This is a genomic window from Maribacter chungangensis, from assembly GCF_042676845.1.
Classification (GTDB): domain Bacteria; phylum Bacteroidota; class Bacteroidia; order Flavobacteriales; family Flavobacteriaceae; genus Maribacter; species Maribacter chungangensis.
Genome location: NZ_JBHTHY010000004.1, coordinates 176,097 through 196,250 on the forward strand (window position 1 = coordinate 176,097; position 20,154 = coordinate 196,250).

Genomic DNA, 20,154 nt, shown 5'->3' on the forward strand with positions numbered 1-20,154 from the left:
GATTGGCTTGTAACGTCGCGCCAGCGTGTTACCCTCTTGCTCTTCCTTTTTTCTCCGCAGGAGAAAATTGGGGTACATTCAAGTTAGTTGCTCGATTGTCTTTTGGATTTCGAGGTCAAAATTTTAAGAGTTTGGGACTTTGATTTTTAAGGAATATTCAGGATTGGCTAAAAAGACTGGGAATCCGTAAACAAAAAGGCAACCGTTTGGGCTGCCTTCTTTCGTTTCTCTAAATACATGGTTTAGATAGTAAACTTGAATTGATGGTTATAGAGGTTCTTAATGGCTTCCTCTTCCAAAAGTTGGTCATAGTCCAGATGGTTTTGGGCTGCATAGGCCTTTAAGTCCTCCCCAAATTTTTGCTCGACTTCCTGTTTGGATTGTTGCATCAGGTGTTCTTGGGTCTCCCTGTCCAGATTATTGAAATTTAAACGAAAGGGAATAGAGATGTGGATATCCATGACCTTCTAATTTTGCATTAATCCGTTATCTCGAAAACTAAAATAGTTACCATCGGGCAGTATGATCAGATGGTCCAATACTCGGATGTCGAAAAGTTCCGCTGCCTTTTCTATCTTTTTTGTCAAGGCGATGTCGGCACCACTGGCTTTATTAGTTCCCGATGGATGATTGTGCGCTATTATAATGGATGTAGAAAGGGTTTTTAGTACTACGGCAAAGAGTATTCGAACATCTACCAAGGTGCCCGTAAGTCCGCCCGTAGATGCCTGAAATGTACCTTTTACCTTATTGGCATTATTGAGCAATAACACTTTAAAGGTTTCATGCAGTCCGATGGTGTTTTTATCCCATGTTTGGTATAATAGTTCGGCAACTCTATCGGAGGAGTTCGCAGGTTCTGAATTGAGTACCCCTAATTTTTCGCAATAGCTTATTTGAATTTCATTAACTTCGTTTCTCATTGGTTTAATATTTAAGATTAGACGATGAAAAAGAGGGCGTAACTTTCCACGGTGTCGCCCTCTTTCTTTTTAATACTCGCTTGGTAGCATCAGCGTATTATTGGTGAAAAATAGCCGGATGGTTTCCAAAGGAAAATCCGTTAAGTGATATTTTTGCGTTTCCAGAATGGTATCGTTTCCGTCGCTATACTCTATAACAGCGGCATAGCCTAAAACCTTTTGTTGTGCTGTTGGCAGTTTTTTAAAATCGACCGTAATAAAGGAACTTCGGTTTATCAGACTTTTAGCGACTACCGATGCATCCGTTACCAACCAAAAACAATTTGCTTTATTAGCGAGGTATTGAATACCATCTGTGATGACCGTATTCAAAAGGGGAATCTTGTAAAACGATTCCGTTCCCGAAAATGCGGCCAATCGTTCTTTAAGTTCCAGTGGGTTCATTTGTGTTTCCATATTCGTGTTTTTTAGGTTTATGAAAAGGGTGCCGTCAAAACCGCAGCACCCTTTTAATTGATTTAATTGGTGGCAGCTGTTTCGTTCTTGCCTCCTAGGAGCAAAATTTCATCGGCGACCACTTCGGTCACATATCGTTGGTTCCCTTGGTTAGGCTCGGTATAGCTCCTTGTTTTTAGCTTCCCTACAATAGCGACCTGCTTGCCCTTGTGTGCAAACTTTTCCACGATCTCAGCGGTCTTGCCCCAAGCAACAATGGTATGCCAGTCGGTTACTTGTTGCTTTTCCCCTTTACCGTCTTTGTAGGTTTCATTTGTGGCCAACGCAAAACGGGCTACCTTTTTACCTCCATCCAGTTCCGTTACTTTGGGATCATCCCCGATGTTCCCTAACAGATGCACATAATTTTTGATACTACTCATGATTTAAAAAATTTAGAATTGATTAATATGCCTGTCCGAACCCTTCGAACAGCTTTTAAAAATGATTTACTTATTACACCTCGAGCGTTTTCCTTTTTGTTGTTCTTTAACTTTTGTTCCGCTTCATTTTTGAGGATTTGATATGATTTCATGGTTTCCGGTTTTGATTTACTTCCCACAGAGCCGTCGCTATTCCCTTTTTTTGTTGCTTACACCACTACAATATTCAGGCTTGGTTAAGACGTATAAATAAGTGGGGCAGGGGCCCCCTGGTTTATGCCGTCGTGCAAGAGTGAATGTTGTTTTTTCGCCGTCAAAAAAAGGAGAATGGCGGCGGGTAGGGCAGTAGATTGAAACCCTTAAACGTGAAGTTTCAAAGGCCTCTTGAAGCGGAACAAAACACTACATATCAATTTCAGTTGAAGCGGACTTAATTCACGGTTTTGGCGTGTAATGAGGTGTTCCTTCCCAGAGCATCGGGAAGGGTTAACGGAATGGAAAGTCAAAAACGGGGATTGTGTCCAAGATAATAGGGTAAGAAGCGTATTGCCCGGAATGGAGAGTAACGGAATGGAGTGGGAATGGGCTGAGGAAAACTGATATCAATTTAACTTAATAAATGTTTAGACCTTTTTATTAATTTTAGAATTACAAGCATGTTTTTCCTTTTTAATTATAGCTATGCAGAATCCCTGCATATGTTTTCACTAAATTTGATTTGTAAAACCATTTATTTAAAATTACTTGAGTTATGGCAACTAACAAACATGCTCAAATACGTTATAACGTCTTGGACAATTGTCTAAGTAATTTTCAGCGTAGGTATACTTATGAAGATTTGCTGGAAGAGGTAAATAAAGTTTTACTCGAAATGGGAACCGAGGGTATTCAAAATAGACAACTAAAGTATGACATAAGTTTTATGCAGGAATTTTTTGGAGTCGAATTGAATGAAAATTTAAAAGATGGAAAAAAGAAGGTATTGAGATATGCCAGTAAAGAATTTTCAATCGCAGACCATCCTTTAAATCAGAATGATAGTGAGCAATTACAAACTACCATAGCTATTTTGAGTCGATATCGGAGAAGAGAAGGATTTGATTGGATAGAGGAAATAATTCCGCGAATGGAGGCAGCATTCGAATTAGTGGCAAATGCCCATGATTCTGCAATAAGTTACCAGGAAAATAAGTATCTAAAAGGAAGAGAGCATCTGGGAACTATTTTTAATTTGATTATTAAGAATAAAGTAACTGAATTGGACTACCAACCCTATAAAAAGGAATCAATTACAGTATTGGTACATCCTTATCATTTAAAACAATACAATAACAGATGGTTCTTATTTTGCTACAATGAAAATTTTCAGGCCATTTCAAATTATCCGTTGGATAGAATTAATCGGATAGAGGATAAAGGAAGGTCATTTCAAATACCGGATATTAATTGGGAGGAATATTTTGAAGATATTATTGGAGTAACGAGGCCGAATAACGAGGAGCTACAAAAAATCAAATTGAAATTTTCTGAAGGAAGGATTAAATATGTTACGACCAAGGCCATTCATGAAAGTCAAAAGTTAGATCGGGAGGATACTTCTGGTTTAACAGTAGAAATTGAGGTAATACCCAATCAAGAATTATATCAGACTATATTGTCTTTTGGAGAAGATGTTGAAGTAGTATCGCCGGTAATAGTACGAGAAGTTTTGGCTGAGAAAGTAAAAAAAATGAATGAAATATATTAGCATGCAGATACACTGCATGGATTGATTTTAAGTTTGTACTCTAATCTTAAAATCTTTATTGTTATGGAAAATACCACGCAAATACAATGTCCAGAATGTAGAACGCAAATTGATGTCAATGATATTTTGAAACATCAGCTAGAAGAGGGGTTACGAAAAGAATATCAGTTAAAATATGCCAATGAAAAGAACACTTGGAGGAAACAAGTAGAAACTTTACAAGCGGCTCAAGAAGCCTTTGAAGAACGATTAAAGGAAGCTGCCAATAAAGCGGAGGCTAATTTAAGAGCGAAGCTTCAAAAGGAACTTTCGGAGGAAAGTGCCGAACAATTAAAGGCCCTTCAGGAAGAACTTAAGGAAAAATCTGAAAAAGTAAAGGAATTTAATAAGGCCCAAGCGGAGATTTCCAAATTAAAACGGGAAAAGGATGAGATGCGTACAGAAATTGAAGCTGAATCTCAATTGTTACTATCAGAAGCCCTAAAAGAAGCACAGGAAAAGGCTAAAAAGGCTTCAGATGAACGTAACGAACTTAAAATAAAGGAATACGAAAAGCAATTGGCCGATCAAAAGAAACTCATGGAAGAAATGAAAAGAAAGCATGAGCAAGGTTCTATGCAATTGCAAGGGGAAGTACAAGAATTGGCCATGGAAGAATGGTTGGCCTTGCAATTTCCTCTAGATACTATCGATGAGGTAAAGAAAGGTGCAAATGGTGCCGACTGCCTTCAAACTGTAAATACCCGGCAGCAGCAGAATTGTGGCACCATTTATTACGAAAGTAAGCGTACTAAGGCCTTTCAACCTGCATGGATTGAAAAGTTTAAAAATGATATCCGGGATACCAACGCCAATATTGGCGTGTTGGTGACCGAAGTCCTACCTTCAGACATGGAAAGAATGGGGATGAAGGAGGGCATTTGGATTTGTACCTATGAAGAATTTAAAGGATTAAGTGCCGTATTACGCGAATCCATTGTTCAAATAAGTACTGCCATAGTTTCTCAAGAGAATAAAGGAGAAAAAATGGTGATGCTGTATGACTTCCTTACCAGTAATGAATTCAAATTACAAGTGGAAGGAATTGTAGAAGGCTTTACTCAAATGCAGGAAGATTTGTTAAAAGAAAAGAATGCAATGCAACGAATATGGAAGAAGAGGGAAAAGCAAATTGAAAAGGTGGTATCGAATACGATTCATATGTATGGTTCTATTAAGGGGATAGCCGGCAATGCAATACAGAATGTCAGGGCCTTAGAATTGGTAAATACAGACGATAATTTATTAAATGAATAATAGCTTGAACAACGACGCTAACATACAAAAAGAGGAATATATTAAGCTTATAGATAAGCTTTACAGTTTTGGTATGTCGAATGAAAACGTTTATCTGGTTTTATATATACTTACCTGTTTCAAAGAGGGCTTAGAATTAGAAGTAATTACCGAAAAAAGTTCTATAAATGATGATAACACGCTTTTTGGAAAAGAGGAGAACAGACTTGATCTATATTACGAAAAGACCAGGTTTGCTATTAAAAATATACCGGAAGAAAAAAAAATCTTCTTACAGGTAAACGATGTCTTTAATAAAACTATTAAAGACAAACGTACTTCAAAGGTCATCATTGAATATTTCCAATCTGACATGATTGAACAATTGGAACAATATGCCAATAGTGACAATTTTGAAGAGGTTTTCGATGCTTTTCTGGAAATCATTGTAGGGGTACAAGGTAAAAGAGGGGGTGAGTTCGTGCTACCAATAGAGATTGGTAGGTTCTTGATAATGCTGGCGAATTTAGAAGGTAACGCTAGTGTTTTTAATCCCTTTGCAGGTTTAGGAACTTTTGGAATTGAATTAACAGAACATCAGCAATATCTTGGACATGAAATAAATGCATTAACCTGGGCAGTTGCCGTACTCCGGCTCAATGCGCATAACAGGATTTCTCATAGTGATTTCTTAAATGCTGATTCTTTTAGAAACTGGCCATCTTCCAGAAAATTTGATTTAGTCATTGCCAATCCTCCTTTTAGACTTCGCCTTTCAAAAAAACAACAAGCAGAATTTTCAGGAGAAAAATTTGTTGAGGGGTTTTTCTTAAAAGAGGGAATAAAATTGTTAGAGGCCAAGGGTAAATTAATAACGATTGTACCCCAAGTATTCTTAACTGGCCATGGTGACAAAAAAGTAAGACAGTTTTTAGTTGATAAGGATTTGTTAGAGGCTGTAATTTCGTTCCCGGGTGGCCTATTAATGCATACTAGCATCCCTTTTGAGATTTTGTTAATCAACAAAAATAAAACACATAAAAACGAAATAGTATTTTTTCATGGTTCTGAATATGTTACTAAAGTAAACCGGTATGACAAATGGTTTAATGCAGAGGGCTTGCTCGACGAGATAAGGAAGACCTTAGGTGTACAAGATAGCCATGTCAATGAACCCGAGACAGCCTATATTCCGGAAGGTACCTTATTACCGGAATTTGTCAGTCAAGACCTTATAGCAGAAAACGATTATTATTTAAATCTTAAAAGGTATTGGGTAGACAGAATAAAGGGAACTGCTTTAAGAGATGTTATAAAGATTGAAAAAACTATTTCTTTTAGAGAAGCATTAAAACACTTTGAAAATACAGATGAAATTAATTATACGGAGAGGTCACCCTTTATGGAATTCAAACATATTTCTACAAAGGATTTAAAAGTTGACCCAAAAGATTTTGATATAAATATTGAATTCATTGAAAATAAAAGGGTTAGGAATGGAAAATTCATTAATGAAGACACTTATTTGGTGTCATTAATAGGAAGCAATTTAAAACCTTCATTCTTAAGCCCAGGCAATGAAATTATACATATTTCAAATGATGTTATCCCCTTTACTATAAATGAAAAACTTGTTGACCCCAATTGGTTGGTTAGAGAGCTGAACTCAACCAAAGTTAAAGACCAACTCGAAGTTTTAGTAACGGGAGTTATTCCCAGGCTGCGAAAACAAGATTTTCTGAATTTAAAAATCCATCTTCCTTCCCTAAAGGAGCAACGGGAAGAAATCGGTAAAATACAAGGTTTGGAAAAACAGGTGGACGACCTTGAATCGAATATTATTGAACAGAATTCTTATTTAAGACATACGGTTGCAGGGCCCCTCTCTGATCTGGAACATGCATTAAATAACATCGAAACCATCATCAAGAACATTTCTAAAAATGAGATGCCACAAATTTTGGATGCCAAGGTTTCAGATAATCACTTATATACGCTGGGTGAACACATTGAAGATTCAAAAAAACATGTCGCTATTATTTTAGATACAATTGCTACCAAATTGAGTTCATCACAAAGCATTGAGCAAAAGAAGCTTGAAAAACTAAACTTGCTGAAGCATATTGACAATTATATAAAGCGCAAAAATGAAAACAGAACGTCTTTGGGATATTCGATTGAATTTGACTTTGATAGAGATTTTTTTAACAGCAGTCCAAATACACATTTTGAGTACGTATTAGGTAATAAGGAGTTGATCAATACACTATTGGATAATATGATTGACAATGCCGTTAAACATGCTTTTATAGAGGGTGAAAAAAATTTGATTGAAATTTATGTTTGGGGATATAATGAAGATACGGCCAACGAAAGAATTTTCTTCACGATGGCCAATACCGGAAAACGCATGCCTAAGAACATAACTTTAGATGTTCTTAAAAAAAGGGGATTTAGTAATAGCAGTAAACAAGGAGATGGTTTTGGCCTTTGGTTAGTTAATGAAATTGTCAGAAAACATAAAGCAGATTGGTTCCTGGTCGATGACTTAGGGACAGATAATGCCCCAGAAATAAGATATTCCAACATATTAGGCAGGAATATTCAAAGACCAAAAGATGATTGTGTAACAAAGTTTAGTTTTAGCTTTCCAATACTTGAAGAATGAGTAAGTTTTATAAGGTTATTTGGTTTGATGACGAACATCAAGATCGAAAAAGAATTCGTGAAAGTGCCCATTTAAAGGGAATCCATTTAGTTGGTTATGGTAATGCTGAAGATGGTATTACCGAACTAGAGCAAAATATAGGGGCCTACGACGCGGCTTTGCTAGATGGCATTTTCTATGAAACCTCCTCTGAAAAAGGAACGCCTACCCAAGACGTTGCCATGGGTAAAGTCGCTAAAGCACTACTCCGGTTAGAGACTCGTAAAAAGTTGCCTTGGTTTATTTTGTCCGGGCAGGATTCGTTTACAAAAAAAGAGAACAAATTTGCTGCGGCATTTAAAGATGGGAAAGTCTTTGACAAACTAGGAGGGGCAAAAGAATATGAAGATTTGTGGAACAAGTTAGTTGATGAAGCCGATAAACTTCCGGAAACCCAAGCACGAATTAACAATCCTGAATTATTCAAAATATTTGAACTTGGCTATTTACCTTATTCAGTTCAAGAAAATGTTATGAACCTCTTAATTAAGCCTTTACCCTCGAACAATTCTGATCTAAAAGGGATGCTTACAAATATTCGAAGTATACATGAAAGTTGTCTTGTGAAATTACAAGCTATTAATGTTATTCCGAATGCCAGTGATTCGTTCAACACTATAATAAGACACCTATCAGGTAATGTAACCAAGGACAGGGAGAATCGATGGAATCCTACATCGCTAGTATATCAAACACGTGAAATCCAAAATTTACATGAATGGATTTATTATACCTGTGGTAGCTATATTCACTATTTGGAAAATCAACACAATGATGTCTATATGATATCCAATTATGCGGTAGAATCTTTAAGGAATGGGCTCTTTGAAATCTTACTTTGGTTCAAAAAAACGTATGAAGAGAACCTTTAATGTTGGCAACAAAATCTAATTTTTTATAACTAACAACATCTGACATGAATTACCCCTTAGAAATGCTTTCGAGAGAAGAATTAAAGGTCTTGTTTAAATTATTTGAAATCAAACCAAGTGAAAAAGAGCCTGTAGCGAGCCTAGAAAGAAAATTATCTAAAGTATTATCTCCGGTAAAAGGGTTTTTTAATGACCCCATGGACTATTTGAAATTCATGGACAAGATAGCTGAACAAAACAATATTTATTTGTCAGCTACCGATTCGGCCTATGAAAAAGAGTCTGAACTATTTGTGTCTCTTTATCAAACTAATTTTCAGCAATTATCGGTAGATGAGCAAAAGGAGTTTTTAGTTCATTTAGAAAATAAGGGCCTATCAAAAGACCAAGTAGCTTCACTTGCAGCTCTGTCTACACTGGGGGCAGCACAAATATCAGGAATGGGAATTTACTTGCTAGCCTCTTCATCAGTAGGTGCTATTTCTGCAGCTTTAAATATTACACTGGCCTTTTCAGTTTATACAACAATGTCCTCAGTTATTTCTACGGTTATAGGGCCAATCGGGTTTGCTATTGCTGCTATTCCGCTCATCAGGGCGTATAAGGGTGTAAGGAATTGGCCTGATATAAGAGATAAGAGCATCGATATTTACAAAGGTTTGGAAAGTACATTTAAGAATGTCTTAATTGGAAACTTCACCAAAGCTGAAATGGCTTTCAATTACTTGGCCGGTTTAAGAATTATGAAGGTTACGGAAATTGAAAACCAAATTAAGGAGTTAAAAAATGAAATCAATGTTGTTGACATAAAACAAAATGATTTGAATAGTTCAATCCATACTATTGAAGCGGACATTAGTGAATTGGATTCAATGATAGATGGTAAAGACCGTGATATTGAAGATTTAAAATCTAAAATCAATCGTTTACGAGAGGAGATTGATACTATTGAAACTTCGAAAAGAAAATTAAAAGACCAGCAGTCTAACAATAGAGCACAAGTTTCCAAAGTTCATGCAAAACGTCTTGATTTTAGTTCTCTATCAAGTGAAAGTGAATTAAAAATTGAACAAAAAGAAAAGGAATTAAAGAATTTAAAAAAATAGATTACCTATGATTACAGGAGAAATAAAAAGTAAAATAGATAAAATCTGGGACGATTTCTGGACAGGAGGCATCTCTAACCCATTAACCGTTATAGAGCAGTTTACTTACCTTATTTTCATCAAGCAGTTAGATGATAAGCAAATACTAATGGAGAAAAAGGCGAACCTATTGGGTGTGCCTATTGAAAAGCCTATTTATACCAAAGCGCAAAGTGCATTGCGCTGGAGCAACTTCAAGAATAAAGACCCGGAAGCAATGTTTGATCTGTTTACAAAACAACGACGTGAACTGGATGATATTACAGCTTTTGATTTCATGAAAACCATCGGTGCTGAAGGTGGAGAGTTTACTAAGTTTATGAAAGGTGCCATCTTCATGATTCAATCCCCAAAACTATTGGATAAGGTGGTGCAGCAAATTGACCAATTGCCTTTAGATAATAGAGACACCAAAGGTGATTTGTACGAGTACATGCTCTCAAAAATTGCAGAAGCAGGAACTAACGGACAATTCCGTACACCTCGCCATATTATCAATATGATGGTAGCTATGGTGCAACCAAAAAAGGATGATATTATTTGTGATCCAGCTTGTGGAACAGCAGGATTCCTGGTAAGTGCCGGCGAGTATGTGTACGATAATCATAATGATTGGTTTGAAGACAAAACCTTTAGGGAACATTTTAACTCTAACATGTTTCACGGTACCGAGTTTGATCCTTCTATGCTCCGTATTGCAGCGATGAACTTGCAATTACACGGTATAGAAACCCCTGTGCTTACTGGGACAGATGCTTTAAGCGAAGCCAATGGAAACGTAGAGAATGCCTATACCTTAATTCTGGCAAATCCGCCTTTTAAAGGCAGTTTGGATTATGATGAAGTAGAAAGTAGTCTATTGCAAACCACCAAAACCAAAAAGACGGAATTATTGTTCTTGTCCTTAATGCTGCGCACTTTAAAAGTAGGTGGTCGTGCAGCTGTTATTGTCCCAGATGGTGTGTTGTTTGGAAGTAGTAATGCCCATAAAAGCATTCGTAAGGAGTTGGTGGATAACCAAAAACTGGAAGCAGTTATTTCTATGCCAGGCGGCGTGTTTAAACCCTATGCAGGCGTAAGTACTGCCGTCTTATTTTTTACCAAGACCAATTCTGGAGGGACTGATAAGGTATGGTTTTACGATATGAAAGCTGATGGTTACAGTTTAGATGATAAACGCAATGCCATTAGTGATAATGATATCCCAGATATCTTAAAACGCTACCACAATTTAGAAGCTGAAGCAGATAGAAAACGCATAGACCAAAGTTTTTTAGTGACTTTTAATGACATTAAGGAAAACGAGTGGGACTTATCCATTAACCGTTATAAGGAGATTGTGTATGAAGAAATTGAATATGATGCCCCTTCTGACATAATTGAAACTATAAAAGAATTGGACAAAGACAGAATCAATGCGTTATTAACTTTAGAGGGGTTGTTAAATGATAAATGAAACTAAAATACTTCAATGTGTTGATATAATTAATAGTAGAGTAAAACCATTTGAAGGGAAAAGGAAATATTTAGATACAGGTGGCCTAAATATTGATAAAATTGAAGAAGTAAGAGAGTTTGACTTTGAAAGCAAACCTTCAAGGGCAAATCAAAATGTTCAGGTTGGAGATATTATCCTAGCTAGAATGAAAGGAACTGTAAAGGTTAAAGTTATTTCGGATAAGGAGTCAGACTTTATGGTTTCAACAGGTTTTCTAGTGCTCAGACCAAAAGAAAATTCTTCATATTTAAATTTTTTGAAACATATATTTTTATCAGATTCATTCCAAAGAGATAAGGATGAATTATGTACTGGTGCAACTCAAAAAGCAATCAATAATGGGAACTTTAAAAAGCTTAAAGTATTCCTTCCATCCCTAGAAACACAAAAAAAAATAGCAGCCATTTTAGATGAAGCAGACAAACTACGCCAACTTGACAAAAAATTAATTGAACAATATGACTTGCTTACCCAAAGTCTTTTTGTGGATATGTTTGGGGATCCTGTTAGAAATCCTAAGAGATGGAAATTAAAAAATATTCGGGCAAACTGTGAAAAATTTTGCGACGGTCCATTTGGATCAAATCTGAAATCAGAACATTATGTAATGTCAGGAGTAAGGATTGTCCGTCTGCAAAACATTGGTGTTGGAGTTTTTAATGATGAGGATAAAATCTATATCAAAAAAGTTCATGCGGATACACTTAAGAATAATCATTGTATTCCCGGAGATATTTTGATTGGAACCATGGGCGTACCAAACCTAAGAGCATGTATTCTTCCTGACCATATTCCACTAGCAATAAATAAGGCAGATTGCCTTATATGTAGACCTGAAAAAGAAGTGTTTAATACAACCTACCTAACGTATCTTTTGAACAATAAGTCTTTCGTAAGTTCCCTATCTGATTTGATACTAGGGCAAACTCGTGGTAGAATAAGTATGGGTAGATTAGCAACTAGAGATGTGATAGCCCCTTCTACTGAACTCCAACAACAATTTGCAGAAAGAGTTCATGCTATAGAAGCTCAAAAAGTCCAAGATCAACAAAGCCTTAAAAAATCGGAAGAATTGTTTAACAGCTTATTGCAAAAGGCGTTTAAAGGGGAGTTGGTATGAGTAGTGCTTTGTCAAAATATAGTACACAAATACAAGAACTAACCCCTCTCTTAGATTCTAAATTTTTCTATGATGCGAGTAGGTGGGACAAGCTTACTAATGATGCGAAAAATTCGGTGAACGCACATAGTAATCAAGAAATTTCCAGAATAGACGTTATCAATTCATTTTCACAATATTTTAAAGGTAAAAGTGATTATTTATATCCGTTTACCATGACTATGATTTGGGGGTTTGCAGATACCGGTTACGGTACCTATAGAACAAATAAATATTTAAGCTTAAATGAAAATCGAATAATTATTAATGATGCTTTTGAATGTATTGCAGAAGGTAAAATTAAAGAGGCTCACCAATACCTAATTAAAATAAATGGATTGAATATCAGTTATATATCAAAGCTTCTATATTTTGGAACAAGAGCTAGAAATCAAAAAGACTATACTTTAATTTTTGATATAAGAGTAGCTAGGGCGTTGGCAAAACTATTGGATACAGAGGGTATAATGAGTTTGCTAAGTATTGGCCCATCAAACAAATATGAAGATTTTGAACGTTATAATACGTTAATACACCATTGGGCTGATGAATTAAAAGTTGAGGCGGAAAATATAGAAGTATTTTTATTTAATGGCGATTTCTAATCTTAAGCTGAAGAACACGTTGTGAGTGTATAATATGCTGCTGATAGAGAAATTTAAAAGGGAGTTGTAGAATTTAATAAGAAGTATTGTTAAAAAAGTTTCCAGAAATAGAACAGTTTTTTAGAAAGGATTACTTCTCTGAAGAAGACTTGTTACAACTTAAAGAAAAGTTGGCTTCTAACTATCCTGAGAAGAATCTACTTGAAAAAGCTCATAGCTTGATGGAATTGTTCTTGCTCAAGTTCAAACTATCCTCACCAGAGGAATTAAAGAATTTTAAGGAAGAAGACATCGTTAACAGCCATTTAAAGGCAAATAAAAAGATAACTAGTGTAAATGTAAAACAACTGGATCTACCACCCGGTTGGTCAGATGAAAGGGCGCTGGATATTAATTGCTATAAGGGGGTTCCGCTTGTTTTTATTTGTACGTATTTGAAGATTTCAAAACCTCTTATTAAGAGAGAATTATCAGCGGCACGTTTGGATTCTTATATGGGTAATTCTTTGAGTAATGAACAATTTGAAGCTTTGAAGCCCTTATTACAAAAAAGAATTCTAATAAAATTCGCAGCTAAATTAGGCGGCGGGCCACTTAAATTAAACAAAAAAATAACTTCAATCAAGCGTTCTAACCGGCGAAGAAAGGCAGGAAGCTATGATGAAGTGGCGAAATACGGATTAGGTAAATTAATCTATATTAGGTCTAAGTAGAGTTAAAATTATAGTGATGAGTAAAAGAGGTACCCTAAGCGCAAAATTTATTGGTGGTAAAAGTTGGGAAGTCGGTCATACAAGAAATGATTTACCCAAAAGGCTAAAAAAGATGAAGGAGCAAAGCAAGACTTCTTATTTACTTGATCAATTTGATCAGGTGGCTACTTCCTTTGGTTTATCTGGAAGGAATTCTTTACTACAAGCTTGTCGAAAGAAATTCGTTAATGATTTAAATGATATTAAACAGCGTTTATTCTTAGAAAATATTGATCGTTTTAAATCATTTGCAGAGGCCAATGGATTAGAATTCACATTAGTAAATTATTTTGAAAATAAATACTATTTAAAGGACTATACTGGTATTGTACAAGAATTAGGGTTCAATTTTGATGGACTGAAACGAAAAGAATTAATTGAAGAACAAGTGGAAATAAGAAAATTGCCAATTTCGGAAGAACAGAAACAAGTGATTTTTTCACAGCTGGATTTTTTGATAAATAATAGTGAAAGGAAAATCGTAATTAAATTGTAAAACATTTTTAGAAAATGTCAATCGCGTATCTTGCAATACGTAGTTTGTTGCGTAATTATTCATGAAAAATTATATGCAAAGCAATTTTAGCTTTATACAAAACGATTTTCCAGATCTCTTTAGAGAAGCTTCTGAGGCGGAAAAGTATGTGTTTAAAGCACCAAAATATGCGGCATTACAATGCAGGGTTGCATTGGAACTTACGGTGAATTGGCTATATGATAACGATCCAGATTATGAGCGACCTTATGATACGACTTTGGCAGCCCTTATGTATCATGAGGATTTCAAAAATGATATAAAATCAACATTACTTAATGAATTAACATTAGTAAGAAAGATTGGAAATGCTGCGGCCCACGGTAAAAGAGTAAACAACAAGGAAGCCTTAATTTGCCTTCGAAGCGTATTTAGACTCCTATCCTTCATTGGAATTAACTACAATGAAATAAGTCCTGTTATTCCACTATTCAATGAGGCACTAATACCTACCGGAGAAGTACATGATAAAACAGGAAAAGAACTTCAAGAGAAATCAGATGCTATAGAAAAACTTTTATCGGAAAAAAAGATACAGTTAGAAAAAGCTAATGAACTTCAAAAGGAAAATAATTTACTAAAGCTTCAAGTTGAACAACAACAAAAACAATTAAAAGAGCGAAAGGTAGAACGTCAAATAGAGGTTGATTTTGAAGAGGTAGTACCTGTTTTAACTTCGGAAATTGAGACGCGTAAACTATTTATAGACGTATTACTCAAAGAGGCCGGTTGGGATAATCTAAAACTAGGCCGAGACTTAGAATATAAAGTTTCTGGAATGCCCTTATCGGTTAATCCTTCTGGCATAGGATATGCAGACTATGTACTTTGGGATGACAATGGCATGCCCCTAGCAGTTGTTGAAGCTAAAAAAACACTTCATAGTCCTAAAAAAGGTAAGCATCAGGCTTTTTTATATGCGAATTGTCTAGAGCAAATGACGGGCCAACGCCCAATAATATTTTATACCAATGGATTCGAAACACATATATGGGATGATTTGTTCTATCCAGAACGACAAGTAAGTGGCTTTTATACAAAAGATGAACTTCAATATGTTATTGAGCGAAGAACTACCAGAAAGGATTTAAGACAATTTCAAGTCAATAGGGATATTGCAGGGAGACCTTATCAATTAGAAGCGATAAAACGGGTTGCAGAAGCTTTAGTAATCACACATGATGGTGAATTAAAAGGGAAAAATAGAGAGGCTTTATTAGTAATGGCTACAGGGAGCGGAAAAACGAGAGTCTCTGCAGCCATTGTAGATATGCTGACCAAAAGCAATTGGGCAAAGCGTATTTTATTTTTAGCGGACAGGAACGCTTTAGTTACTCAAGCTAAAAATGCTTTTAAGGAGTATGTACCTCATTTAAGTGCTATTGACCTAACTAAAGAAAAGGAGGATAATGGCACAAGACTTGTATTTTCTACTTATCCGACGATAATGAACCGGATTGATAGCATCAAAAATGATGATGGCAGGTTTTATAGTTCAGGTCATTTCGATGTGATTATAATCGACGAGGCACACCGGTCTGTATATCAAAAATATAGAGCGATTTTTGAATATTTCGATGCTATTTTAATTGGCTTGACCGCTACACCTAAAAAGGACATAGACCACAATACCTATTCCTTATTTAAAATTGAAGATGATAACCCAACGTATGCATACGAGCTGAACCAGGCCGTACAAGATAAGTTCTTAGTACCTCCTAAGGCGATTGATGTACCGGTGAAGTTTGTTCATGAAGGAATAAAATATAGCGAGTTGTCCGAAGCGGATAAACTGAAGTTTGAGGAGACTTTTTTAGATGGGGCATCTGGAGATGACGATGATATAGAAATTGGAAAATCAGCCATAAATAAGTTTTTATTCAATAACCAAACAGTGGATTTGGTACTGGACCATCTGATGAACAATGGCCTAAAAGTTGAAGGGGGAGATAAACTAGGGAAGACTATTATTTTCGCAAAAAACCACAAACATGCTGTGTTTATTGAAGATAGGTTCAATAAAAATTATCCTGAATATTCTGGTAAATTTTTACGTGTCATTGATAATTACGAAACCAAAGCACAAGATTTACTTGAAAAATTCTGTGAGGACAAAGTTCAATTAGAGCCCCAAATTGCAGTATCAGTAGATATGATGGATACAGGTGTAGATGCTCCAAGAGTGACTAATCTGGTATTCTTTAAACAGGTAAAATCATATGCTAAATTTTGGCAGATGATTGGTAGGGGAACGCGATTAAGACCAGACTTGTTTGGTCCAGGATTGGATAAGGAATATTTTATGATATTTGATATCTGTGATAATTTCAGTTTTTTTAATGAATTTCCAGATGGTGTAAAAGGAACTACTTCAAAGACATTATCGGAAAAGATATTTGAAGCTAAATTAAATGTAGTTATGTCTATTAGGGATAATTCAGAATCTACATTCGAAGAGGATGAATTAGCACAGAATTATACCGATCAGCTACATAAAATTATTAATGACCTTTCTGAAGATCGATTTGAAGTTAGGAAGCATTGGGCCCTCGTAACCGAATTTAAGAACCGAGAACGCTGGGATAATTTGAGTGTGGGAGATGTTCATGATTTAGGCGCTAATCTTTCTGGTTTAGCTCCCTACAATGAAGGAGATGATGAGCTGGCAAAACGTTTTGATCTATTGGTTCTCAATTTTCAACTTGTAATTCTTTCAGGGAATAGAAAAGGGGAAGAAATCTATGTTAAACAAATTTATAATATAGCTAATAACCTGTATAAGAAAAGGAATATTCCAAAAGTTAATGAGAAACTTACCCTAATAAGACAAGTTCAAGAAGAGGAGTTTTGGAGAAACATAAACGTAAATGTGACCGAACACATTCGAGTAGAATTAAGGGACTTATTGAAGTTTATTGAAAAACAAGAGGTTAAGACAGTCTACACAGATTTTGATGATGAACTACAGTATCATAAACTTAGAGAAGTTGATATTCTGCCAACATATGCCCGTCTTAGAAGTTATAAGGACAGGGTAGAGTCGTTTATCAGAAAAAATAAATCACATCTGGTCATTGATAAACTTCACAAAAACGTTCCAATTACACCAAAAGAATTGGAACTTTTAGAATCCTTTTTGTTCAATGATGAACTTGGTACCAAAGAGGAATATGAAAATGAATATGGGGATCAGCCTTTAGGTAAATTTATTAGAAGTGTAGTTGGTTTGGACATCGAAGTGGTCAATAGTTTATTTGCTGATTTCATAGCTGATAAGAATCTTAAACCGGTGCAAATTACTTTTATTCAAACACTGATTAATTATCTCAATACGAACGGCACATTAGAAAAAAAGCTATTAACACAGCCGCCATTCAATGAAGCAAGTGATGATGGCATAATTGGCTTGTTTGAGGAAAAAGATGTGCGAAATATTGTGTCCTTGATTGATGTTATTAATAATAATTCCGGCTGATACGAAGTTCTATTAGTGTAAGTAGGGTATGACCTCATTATTAAAGTTATAGTGAATTCCTAGATTGTCGGTAAATAAGAACAAAAATGTATGCAGCTTCACTTTTCTAAAATAAACGGTACAAATGCAGATTTAAATTATGATGCTTTAAAAGAATCTGTAATTCAAAAATTAAGTGAAACCTGTAAGGAAGCTGAAGTGATTATCTTAAATAATTTCCCAGTTTCAGTATCGTCACAAGCAAGTGTTGATTTTATTTTTCTATTAAATATCCATAAAAAAGAGAAAAGTTGGTATAGAGTAGAAACTGTAGATGATAGGCATTATGTGAAGAATCAAATCATAGCAGTATCAATTGTAAATGAATACAATAACTCTAATATTAAAATAGATGGAGGTTTAGTAGAAATAGATGGTGCTTATGTGGATTTTGAGGACAACGCCAATAAAATTAAATGGGGTTTAACTAACTATTTAAGTAGCAATTGCAAGTTAGAAAGAAGGTATATAACCGTTCATCCTATAACTTGGATTAAAAACGCTTCAAGTTGTTATACCACTAATAACATCCTAATTGATAAGCAATTTACCTATGATAAAGTAGAAGAAGTAATTAAGTTAAATCATTATTTTAAATGGCCTGGTTATAAACAATGGTATGATAGTGATATACTATTCGAGATTCAAATTAAACAAATATTTGAGCGAGCTTCTAAAGACAGTATTGATGGTTATATAACCAAAAAAAAAATTGACAGAATCCAAAGTAAATTAGATGGTGCTTCTATTAAAGCTTATGAAAGTATAGGAGAAAAATTAGTTGAAGTTAATGGAAAAGCAGGAACAGGTAAATCATCAGACATATTAAAATGGATGTTACGATTAAGTGTTGAAGGTCGTAAAGGCGTGTTTTTAACCTACAATCACGTATTAGTCTATGATATTTCCTCACAAATACAAAGTTTTACAAATCGTTTATCACCAGACGACAGACAAGCAAAACAACCTACTACCACCTACACAATTCACGGTTATTTTTATAGAGTTGCTAAAAAATTAGGAGTACTATTATTACTTACGGAAAAACGGATAAATGAATTAACAGCAACATTAGATTCCAGATGGATAGAAATTGAAACATATTTTAATTCTGTTAGAAATACAGAAAATGGTATCAGTCTTGCTAAACTATTAATGTATGTTCAAAGCAAATGGAATGCAGCTGAAGGTACAAAACGTGAAGCTATTTTATTTATTCAACATTTGGAATCTTTAAAGAAATTACCAAACCAAGCAGAAACTGCAAAACAATTTCGAATATATCGAAATGACAAAGTAAATAAACTTGGCAACCTTGAAAGCTCAAATGTATTCTTAAAAGACTACCATAAAGTTTTGGAACGTATTCTTCAAGCAGCTTCTAATTTAGATGCATTTTTAAGCGATTTAGATGTAGTCAGTAAATATGATTTATTAGAAAATGTAATGGCTTTACAACCTAATATTCTTGAAAAAGATGGTAGTGGTAAGATAAATTTTGAAAAGCTAAAAACCCGTTATAAAAAAGGATTAGGCGGTTTTAGAGCGGGAAGAATAGCATACATAGATGAAGCACAAGATTGTCACCCATTAGAACGGGATATTCTTTATAGTATTTTTGGAAGTAATAATATTGTAATTGCTAATGGTGGCAAGGAACAGTTAATTCGTTATTCTCAATTGTGTGATTGGCATATATCCCGAAGTCAAAAAATAGAACATCATAAATACCAAAAGCGTCGTAAATCGTATAGGATGAAACCCGCTATTGCAGCACTTGCGAATCATATTGCTACTTGGTATGAAATTGACCTTGATATTGAACCAATAGATACAGAAGATCACGGAAGTGTATTCATTGATTTCTCAAAATCTAACGAGAAACATATAGAATTCGTTAAGAAACTAAAAACCATTGGAGAAAGACAAGGATGTACTAATTATGAATCGTTATTGCTGTTAACTTCTGCCGAAAGTAACAGTAAAAATGAATTTGCAATTGAAGAAGAAACTTCTGTAGCAGTTAATGAATATGATAATATTGTTAAAGATGCAGGTAAATATAAAAATGAATGGTCGCTTATTAGCGAAGCACAATCTAAAATAGGAGATATATTTTTCTGGAATACAACAGGTAATGTAGATAAACGTAGTTTAAGTCCACCAGGTGCTTTATCTGTTCGTTCAATTTATTATGAATCTTGTAGAGGTATCGAAGCTTGGTCAGTAATGTGTTTTAATTTGGATGAGTTTTTTGAACAGAAAACACTCGAAAAAGATGCTGATAATTATTTATTAGAATCTTTATTCGACCAACTAACACCAGATAAAAGACGTGCAATGTATGCGGCTACTTGGGTATTAATGGCTATAACCCGTAGTATGGAAAATTGCTACATTCAACTTCAGAACCCTGAAGGTTCCTTCGGAAAAGCGATTTTGAGCTTTAAAGAAAAGTATCCACATTATGTTGTAGGCTTAAACTAATAATGGAATTCTAATCTTTTCAATTAGTGTGAACAAATTAAAAACCTTTCGCCGCAG

The 20,154-nt window shown here is 35.0% G+C and carries 16 protein-coding genes; 12 read left to right on the forward strand and 4 right to left on the reverse strand.

Translation table 11 applies throughout. The annotated features are described in order from the left end of the window. Nucleotides 1–242: 242 nt before the first annotated feature. The 4 genes from ACFQZJ_RS06970 to ACFQZJ_RS06985 form a co-directional block, all read right to left on the reverse strand. Complete coding sequence (locus ACFQZJ_RS06970; protein WP_379933346.1) at nucleotides 243–461, reverse strand: hypothetical protein; 219 nt, start codon at nucleotides 459–461, stop codon at nucleotides 243–245. Nucleotides 462–467: 6 nt separating this feature from the next. Continuing rightward, on the reverse strand, nucleotides 468–923 hold the full coding sequence (locus ACFQZJ_RS06975) for a JAB domain-containing protein (protein ID WP_379933347.1): 456 nt from the start codon (nucleotides 921–923) through the stop codon (nucleotides 468–470). Nucleotides 924–992: 69 nt separating this feature from the next. Further along, on the reverse strand, nucleotides 993–1,379 hold the full coding sequence (locus tag ACFQZJ_RS06980; protein WP_379933348.1) for a DUF6876 family protein: 387 nt from the start codon (nucleotides 1,377–1,379) through the stop codon (nucleotides 993–995). A gap of 62 nt (nucleotides 1,380–1,441) precedes the next feature. Then, complete coding sequence (locus ACFQZJ_RS06985) at nucleotides 1,442–1,801, reverse strand: single-stranded DNA-binding protein (protein ID WP_379933350.1); 360 nt, start codon at nucleotides 1,799–1,801, stop codon at nucleotides 1,442–1,444. A gap of 751 nt (nucleotides 1,802–2,552) precedes the next feature. Here ACFQZJ_RS06985 and ACFQZJ_RS06990 point away from each other — a divergent pair. The 12 genes from ACFQZJ_RS06990 to ACFQZJ_RS07045 all read left to right on the forward strand — a co-directional run bounded on the left by ACFQZJ_RS06990 (nucleotide 2,553) and on the right by ACFQZJ_RS07045 (nucleotide 20,097). Then, the gene (locus ACFQZJ_RS06990) at nucleotides 2,553–3,548 is read left to right on the forward strand and encodes a helix-turn-helix transcriptional regulator (protein WP_379933352.1); all 996 of its coding nucleotides are present in this window, start codon (nucleotides 2,553–2,555) and stop codon (nucleotides 3,546–3,548) included. 63 nt (nucleotides 3,549–3,611) lie between these two features. Further along, nucleotides 3,612–4,844: a DUF2130 domain-containing protein gene (locus tag ACFQZJ_RS06995; RefSeq protein WP_379933353.1), complete on the forward strand. Its 1,233-nt coding sequence runs from the start codon at nucleotides 3,612–3,614 to the stop codon at nucleotides 4,842–4,844. A gap of 4 nt (nucleotides 4,845–4,848) precedes the next feature. Then, nucleotides 4,849–7,491, forward strand: coding sequence for an N-6 DNA methylase (locus ACFQZJ_RS07000; protein ID WP_379933354.1), 2,643 nt, complete (start codon nucleotides 4,849–4,851; stop codon nucleotides 7,489–7,491). Then, nucleotides 7,488–8,402, forward strand: coding sequence for a hypothetical protein (locus ACFQZJ_RS07005; protein ID WP_379933356.1), 915 nt, complete (start codon nucleotides 7,488–7,490; stop codon nucleotides 8,400–8,402). The genes ACFQZJ_RS07000 and ACFQZJ_RS07005 overlap by 4 nt, the downstream gene beginning before the upstream one ends. A gap of 44 nt (nucleotides 8,403–8,446) precedes the next feature. After that, entirely contained in the window at nucleotides 8,447–9,508 is a 1,062-nt protein-coding gene (locus tag ACFQZJ_RS07010; protein ID WP_379933358.1) for a hypothetical protein, read from the forward strand. A gap of 7 nt (nucleotides 9,509–9,515) precedes the next feature. Continuing rightward, nucleotides 9,516–11,003, forward strand: a complete 1,488-nt coding sequence (locus tag ACFQZJ_RS07015) for a type I restriction-modification system subunit M (RefSeq protein ID WP_379933359.1) — start codon at nucleotides 9,516–9,518, stop codon at nucleotides 11,001–11,003. Then, on the forward strand, nucleotides 10,993–12,165 hold the full coding sequence (locus ACFQZJ_RS07020) for a restriction endonuclease subunit S (protein ID WP_379933361.1): 1,173 nt from the start codon (nucleotides 10,993–10,995) through the stop codon (nucleotides 12,163–12,165). The genes ACFQZJ_RS07015 and ACFQZJ_RS07020 overlap by 11 nt, the downstream gene beginning before the upstream one ends. Continuing rightward, on the forward strand, nucleotides 12,162–12,809 hold the full coding sequence (locus ACFQZJ_RS07025; protein WP_379933363.1) for an 8-oxoguanine DNA glycosylase OGG fold protein: 648 nt from the start codon (nucleotides 12,162–12,164) through the stop codon (nucleotides 12,807–12,809). The genes ACFQZJ_RS07020 and ACFQZJ_RS07025 overlap by 4 nt, the downstream gene beginning before the upstream one ends. Nucleotides 12,810–12,895: 86 nt before the next feature. Continuing rightward, nucleotides 12,896–13,522, forward strand: coding sequence for a hypothetical protein (locus ACFQZJ_RS07030; protein ID WP_379933364.1), 627 nt, complete (start codon nucleotides 12,896–12,898; stop codon nucleotides 13,520–13,522). 16 nt (nucleotides 13,523–13,538) lie between these two features. Beyond that, nucleotides 13,539–14,057 (forward strand): hypothetical protein, encoded by a 519-nt coding sequence (locus ACFQZJ_RS07035; protein WP_379933366.1) that lies wholly within the window; start codon nucleotides 13,539–13,541, stop codon nucleotides 14,055–14,057. Between the two features lie 61 nt (nucleotides 14,058–14,118). Further along, the gene (locus ACFQZJ_RS07040) at nucleotides 14,119–17,571 is read left to right on the forward strand and encodes a DEAD/DEAH box helicase family protein (protein WP_379933368.1); all 3,453 of its coding nucleotides are present in this window, start codon (nucleotides 14,119–14,121) and stop codon (nucleotides 17,569–17,571) included. Nucleotides 17,572–17,661: 90 nt separating this feature from the next. Then, nucleotides 17,662–20,097: a hypothetical protein gene (locus tag ACFQZJ_RS07045; protein ID WP_379933370.1), complete on the forward strand. Its 2,436-nt coding sequence runs from the start codon at nucleotides 17,662–17,664 to the stop codon at nucleotides 20,095–20,097. Nucleotides 20,098–20,154 lie beyond the last annotated feature (57 nt).